We start from the raw sequence: 6928 nt of genomic DNA, 5'->3' as shown, positions 1-6928 counted from the left end.
GGGCTATGGCCCGCCCCCCGGTTACGGCGCCCCGCCCAAGCCCGCATTCAGCGTGGGAGAGGCGTTCAACTGGGCGTGGAACACCTTCACCAAGAACGCCGTGGCGTTGCTCGTTCCCACCCTGGTCTACGGGCTGCTGATCGGCGCGGCCACCGCGCTGATCACACTGAGCCAAAACATGACCGCGGCCAGCACGAGCTCCGACGACTACGACTTCACCTTCACGACGAACCTGACCGGCCCCGGATACGGGCTCCTGGCCCTCGGCTACCTGGTCGCGTACGCGGTGAGCGCATTCGCGCAATCCGCATTCCTGTCCGGCTGCCTCGACCTCGCCGACGGGCGCGCGGTGACCATCGGCTCGTTCTTCAAGCCACGCAACCTCGGCATGGTGTTTCTCGCCGTCCTGATAGTCGAAGTTCTCACCTCGATCGCGTCGGCCTTTTGCTTCGTCCCGGGTCTCGTGCTGGGCATCTTCACCCAGTTCACCGTCCCGTTCGTGATCGACCGGTCGGAGTCGGCGATCAAGGGCTTCACGTCCAGCTTCTCGCTCGTCGGGTCGAATTTCGTCAATGCGCTGCTGGTGTGGCTGGTCGCGGTGGCGTCCTTCATCGTGGGCGCGCTGGCGTGCGGCGTCGGCCTGTTGGTCGCCGCCCCGGTCGCGTCCCTGGTGGTGATCTACGGCTACCGCAAGCTGACCGGCGGCCAGGTTGTCCCCGTGCCGCAGCCGGGTTACCAACCGGGTCCGCCGCCGGGGCCGCAGCCGGCGTAAGCGGCCGGCCCTCGTCCGAAGTTACGGCGCTGTAAGCCGCGGCCGCGGTGTGCTGCGGCCTTCTGACGCTTGTGATGTGATCACCTTGTCATGAGCATCAAAGTCGCGCTGGAGCACCGCACCAGCTACACCTTTGACCGGGCGGTCCGGGTGTATCCGCACGTCGTGCGGCTGCGTCCCGCGCCCCATTGCCGCACGCCGATTGACGCGTACTCGCTGCGCATCGAGCCGGACGACCACTTCATCAACTGGCAGCAGGACGCGGTGGGCAATTTCCTTGCGCGCCTTGTGTTTCCGAATCCCACGCGGCGACTGAGCATCACGGTCGGGCTGATCGCCGACCTCAAGGTGATCAACCCGTTCGACTTCTTCATCGAGGACTGGGCCGAGACGTGGCCGGCGGACGGGCTGACGTACCCCAAGGAGCTGTCCGACGACCTGGAGCCCTACCGGCGGCCCGTCGACGAAGACGGCGACGGCTCGGGTCCCGGCGAGCTCTCGCGGGCGTGGGTGCGCAACTTCTCGGTGCCGGACGGCACGCGCACCATCGACCTGCTGGTCGCCCTCAACCGCGCCGTCAACGCCGACGTCGCCTACAGCGTGCGGATGGAACCCGGCGTCCAGACACCGGATCACACGCTGCGCACCGGGGTCGGCTCGTGCCGCGATTCGGCGTGGCTATTGGTGTCGACCCTGCGCCAGCTGGGGCTGGCCGCCCGCTTCGTGTCGGGCTATCTGGTGCAGCTGGCTTCCGACGTGGAGGCGCTCGACGGGCCATCGGGCCCCGCCGCCGACTTCACCGACCTGCACGCCTGGACCGAGGTGTACATCCCCGGCGCGGGCTGGATCGGGCTGGACCCGACGTCGGGGTTGTTCGCCGGCGAGGGCCACATCCCGCTGGCGGCCACCCCGCAGCCGGCGTCCGCGGCGCCCATCAGCGGCGGCACCGAACCGTGCGAATCGGTGCTGGAGTTCTCCAACACCGTCACCCGCATCCACGAGGACCCCCGCGTCACGCTGCCCTACACCGACGCCGCGTGGCACACGATCTGCGAGGTCGGCCAGCGCGTCGACGAGCTGCTGGCCGCCGCCGACGCGCGGCTGACCATCGGTGGTGAGCCGACGTTCGTCTCGGTGGACAACCCGGTCGCCGAGGAGTGGACCACGGCCGCTGACGGCCCGCACAAGCGGCAGCGCGCCTCCGACCTGGCCGCGCGCCTGAAGAAGGTGTGGGCGCCGAACGGGTTGGTGCAACGCGGGCAGGGCCGCTGGTATCCGGGAGAACCGTTGCCGCGCTGGCAGATCGCGTTGTACTGGCGCACCGACGGGCGACCGCTGTGGACCGACGGAGCGCTGCTGGCCGACCCCTGGATGGACCGCCCGGCGCCGGTCGATGGCGACGCGGGTCACCGGCTGATCGCCGGGATCGCCGACGGCCTGGGGTTGCCGCTCTCGCAAGTGCGGACGGCCTACGAGGACCCGCTGCACCGGCTGGCGGCCAAGGTGCGGCAGCCCGCCGGCGACCCGGTGGACCCGGTTGACGATCTCGACCAGGACTCCCCTGCCGGTCGCGCCGCCCTGCTGGCCCGCCTCGACGAATCCGTCACGGCACCAGCCGCTTTCGTGTTGCCGCTGCACCGCCGCGACGACGGCCTGGGCTGGGCCAGCGCCGACTGGCGGCTGCGTCGCGGCCGAATCGTGTTGCTGAACGGCGATTCCCCGGCCGGCCTGCGACTGCCGCTGGATTCCATCAGCTGGCGACCGCCGCGCACGTCGTTCGACGCCGATCCGCAGACCGTCGGGGACGCGCTGTCGACGGAGTCGGGCACCGCTGCGGTGGAAGACTCCGACACCGCGCCGCCCACCGCGATGGTCGCCGAAGTTCGCGATGGGCTGCTCTACCTCTTCATGCCGCCCACCGAGGCGCTGGAACACTTCGTCGACCTGATCGCCCGTGTCGAGGCCGCGGCGGCCGAGGCCGGCTGCCCGGTCGTGATCGAGGGCTACGACCCCCCGCCGGACCCTCGGCTGCGCTCGACGACGATCACGCCCGACCCTGGCGTCATCGAGGTCAACGTCGCGCCGTCGGCCAGCTTCGCCGAACAGAGTCAGCAGCTCGAAACCCTGTATGAATGCGCTCGCCTTGCGCGGCTGTCGACAGAGTCCTTCGACGTCGACGGCACCCACGGCGGTACCGGCGGCGGCAACCACATCACCCTCGGCGGCGTCACGCCCGCGGACTCACCGCTGCTGCGGCGTCCGGATCTGTTGGTCTCGCTGCTGACGTACTGGCAGCGGCACCCGTCGCTGTCGTATTTGTTCGCCGGCCGGTTCGTCGGCACCACCTCGCAGGCCCCCCGGGTCGACGAGGGCCGCGCCGAGGCGCTGTACGAACTCGAGATCGCGTTCGCCGAGATCGCCCGGCTGGGAGGCGGTGGCCTTAAGAGCACAGCCAAACCGTGGGTGGTCGATCGCGCGCTGCGGCACCTGCTGACCGACATCACCGGCAACACCCACCGCGCCGAGTTCTGCATCGACAAGCTGTACAGCCCCGACAGCGCCCGCGGCCGGCTCGGCCTGCTGGAGTTGCGCGGGTTCGAGATGCCCCCGCACCTGCGCATGGCGATGGTGCAGTCGCTGCTGGTGCGCTCGCTGGTGGCATGGTTCTGGGACGAGCCGCTGCGCGCGCCGCTGATCCGGCACGGCGCCAACCTGCACGGGCGATACCTGTTGCCGCACTTCTTGATTCACGACATCGCCAACGTGGCGGCCGACCTGCGCGCACACGGCATCGCGTTCGAGACCAGCTGGCTGGACCCGTTCACCGAATTCCGCTTCCCGCGCATCGGCACCGCGGTGTTCGACGGCGTGGAGATCGAGCTGCGCGGGGCGATCGAGCCGTGGAACACCCTCGGCGAGGAGGCCACCGCCACCGGCACGGCCCGCTACGTCGACTCGTCGGTCGAGCGCATCCAGATCCGCATCATCGGCGCCGACCGCCACCGCTACGTGGTGACGGTCAACGGCTACCCGGTGCCGCTGCTAGCGACCGACAACCCCGACATCCACGTGGGCGGGGTGCGGTTCAAGGCCTGGCAGCCGCCGAGCGCGCTGCACCCGACCATCAGCACCGACGTGCCGTTGCAGTTCGAGCTGATCGACCTGACGACGGGCACGTCGCGCGGCGGCTGCACCTATCACGTCGCGCATCCCGGTGGGCGGGCCTACGACGAGCCGCCCGTCAACGCCGTCGAGGCCGAGGCCCGGCGCGCCCGCCGCTTCGAGGCGACCGGCTTCACCCCCGGCAAGCTCGACCTGTCCGACATCCGGGAAAAACAGGCGCGCATCTCCACCGACATCGGCGCGCCGGGCATCCTCGACCTGCGCCGCGTGCGTACCGTGCAGCAGTAATGGCGTTCGCGGACATGACATTCGGCGGCGGTGCAGCCAAGGCGGCCACCGGTGGCCGCCACGAAGACCGCTACGACACCGACCGCCTGCTGGCCGGGTACCGGGCCGCGCGCGCCCAAGAGGCGCTCTTCGATCTACGGCACGGCCCGGCCGCCGGCTACGACGAATTCGTCGACCGGGACGGGAACGTGCGGCCGGCCTGGACGGAGCTGGCCGACACCATCGCGGAGCGCGGCCGGGCGGGGCTGGACCGGCTGCGCTCGGTGGTGCGCAGCCTGATCGACAGCGACGGCATCACCTACACCGACGTCGATCCCGGCGTGCATGGCCTGGAGCCGCGGCCGTGGATCTTGGACACGCTGCCGATCGTGTTGTCGGCCGCCGAGTGGGAGGTGCTGGAGGCCGGGCTGGTGCAGCGGTCCCGGCTGCTCGACGCGGTGCTCGCCGACCTGTATGGGCCGCGCAGCCTGCTCACCGACGGCGTGCTGCCACCGGAGCTGCTGTTCGCCCATCCCGGTTACGTGCGCGCCGCCAATGGCATCGAAGTGCCCGGGCATCACCAGCTTTTCCTGCACGCCTGCGACGTCAGCCGGCTACCGAACGGCACCTTTCAGGTCAACGCCGACTGGACGCAGGCGCCGTCGGGCGCCGGCTACGCGCTGGCCGACCGGCGCGTTGTCGCGCACTCGGTTCCCGATCTCTACGAACGGATCGTGCCGCGACCGACGACGCCGTTCGCCCAGGCGCTGCGGCTGGCGCTGATCGACGCCGCACCCGACGACGCGCAGGATCCGGTGGTGGTGGTGCTCAGCCCGGGTATCTTCTCCGAAACCGCCTTCGACCAGGCGTATCTGGCCACGCTGCTGGGTTTCCCGTTGGTGGAGAGCGCGGACTTGGTGGTGCGCGACGGCAAGTTGTGGATGCGGTCGCTGGGCACCTTGAAACGAGTCGACGTCGTCCTTCGCCGGGTCGACGCCGAATACGCCGACCCGCTCGATCTGCGCGCAGACTCCCGGCTCGGCGTGGTCGGTCTGGTGGAGGCGTCACACCGCGGGACGGTGACCGTAGTCAACACGCTGGGCAGCGGAATCCTGGAAAACCCTGGGCTGCTTCGGTTTTTGCCGCAGCTGTCCGAGCACCTGCTCTCCGAGGCCCCGCTGCTGCACACCGCGCCGGTCTACTGGGGCGGCAGCGCCGGCGAACGCTCGCATCTGCTGGCGAATCTGTCGTCGCTGCTGGTGAAGTCCACCATCGGCGGGGAAACTCTTGTCGGGCCGACCCTTTCGTCTTATCAGCTGGCACAGTTGGCCGCCCGCATCGAGAAGATGCCGTGGCAGTGGATCGGCCAGGAGCTGCCGCAGTTCTCGTCGGCGCCCACCGACCATGCCGGGGTGTTGTCGTCGGCCGGGGTCGGCATCCGGTTGTTCAACGTCGCCCAGCGCGGCGGGTACGCCCCGATGATCGGCGGCGTCGGCTACGTGCTGGCGCCCGGACCGGCCGCGTTCACGCTGCAAACCGTTGCCGCGAAGGATGTTTGGGTGCGCCCGACGGAGCGTGCGCGGGCCGAGGCGGTGAGCCTGCCGTCGCCCGCACCGCCGGCGAAGACGGCGGCGGGCACCTGGGGCGTCAGCTCGCCGCGTGTGCTGTCCGACCTCTTCTGGATCGGCCGCTACGGCGAGCGTGCGGAGAACATGGCGCGGCTGCTGCTCGTCACCCGCGACAGGTTCCACGTCTACCGGCATCAGCAGCACACCGAGGAAAGCGAGTGCGTGCCGGTGCTGATGGCCGCGCTGGGCCGGATCACCGGGACCGACGCCGAGGCCGAGGCCAGTGCCAGTGACGGGGCCGAGATGATCGCTGTCGCCCCCTCGACGCTGTGGTCCCTGACCGTGGACCCGGACCAGCCCGGATCCCTGGTGCAGTCGGTGGAAGGTTTGGCGCTGGCCGCCAGGGCGGTGCGCGACCAGATGTCCAACGACACCTGGATGGTGCTGGCCGGGGTGGAGCGCGCGCTGGCCCAGCGGCAGGAGCCGCCGGATTCGCTGGCCGAGGCCGACGCGCTACTGGCGGCGGCCCAGGTGCAGACGCTGTCCGGGATGCTGACGTTGTCGGGCGTGGCCGGCGAGTCGATGGTGCGCGACGTGGGCTGGACGATGATGGACATCGGCAAGCGCATAGAGCGCGGCCTCTGGCTGACCGCGCTGCTGCGGGCCACGCTGACCGCCGTCCGCCGGGTCGCCGCCGAACAGGCGATCATCGAGGCGATGCTGGTGGCTTGCGAGTCCTCGGTCATCTATCGGCGCCGCACCGTGGGCAAGGTCAGCGTCGCCGCCGTGGCCGAGCTGATGCTGTTCGACGCGCAGAACCCGCGGTCGTTGCTGTATCAAGTGGAGCGGCTGCGGGCCAACCTCAAGGACCTGCCCGGGGCGTCGGGTTCGTCGCGCCCGGAGCGGTTGGTGGACGAGATCGGCACCCTGCTGCGCCGCTCGCACCCCGCCGAGCTGGAAGTCGTCAGCGCCGACGGTGTGCGTGCGGAGCTGGCCGAGCTGCTCGGTTCGGTGCACGGCGAATTGCGCGAGCTGGCCGAGGTCATCACCACCACGCAATTGGCGCTGCCCGGTGGCATGCAACCGCTGTGGGGCCCCGACGTACGCCGGGTGATGCCGGCCTAACCGCAAGGCAATCACACTTACCCGCGATGGCGGCGACCCGCTTCGCCCGGCTTCGCCGCGCTCGCGATCGCCA

At 70.3% G+C, this 6928-nt stretch carries 3 protein-coding genes; all 3 read left to right on the top strand.

Annotation, left to right across the window (positions count from 1 at the left end; all coding sequences use genetic code 11):
- On the top strand, nucleotides 1-772 hold a 772-nt coding region (locus AWC17_RS17540), incomplete at its 5' end, for a hypothetical protein (RefSeq protein WP_208618376.1).
- 90 nt (nucleotides 773-862) lie between these two features.
- The gene (locus AWC17_RS17535) at nucleotides 863-4183 is read left to right on the top strand and encodes a transglutaminase family protein (protein WP_046183961.1); all 3321 of its coding nucleotides are present in this window, start codon (nucleotides 863-865) and stop codon (nucleotides 4181-4183) included.
- Nucleotides 4183-6855 (top strand): circularly permuted type 2 ATP-grasp protein, encoded by a 2673-nt coding sequence (locus tag AWC17_RS17530; RefSeq protein ID WP_085164890.1) that lies wholly within the window; start codon nucleotides 4183-4185, stop codon nucleotides 6853-6855. Before AWC17_RS17535 ends, AWC17_RS17530 begins: the two co-directional genes overlap by 1 nt.
- The last annotated feature ends 73 nt before the right edge of the window (nucleotides 6856-6928 follow it).

Source organism: Mycobacterium nebraskense (genome assembly GCF_002102255.1).
Lineage (GTDB): Bacteria > Actinomycetota > Actinomycetes > Mycobacteriales > Mycobacteriaceae > Mycobacterium > Mycobacterium nebraskense.
The sequence above is the reverse complement of the archived record's forward strand: the minus strand, read 5'-3'. Positions and strand labels throughout refer to the sequence as shown.

Excerpts from the sequence above, each read along its gene's own strand:
- AWC17_RS17530 (WP_085164890.1), top strand. The coding sequence starts at position 4,183 with ATGGCGTTCGCGGACATGACATTCGGCGGCGGTGCAGCCAAGGCGGCC.
- AWC17_RS17535 (WP_046183961.1), top strand. The coding sequence starts at position 863 with ATGAGCATCAAAGTCGCGCTGGAGCACCGCACCAGCTACACCTTTGAC.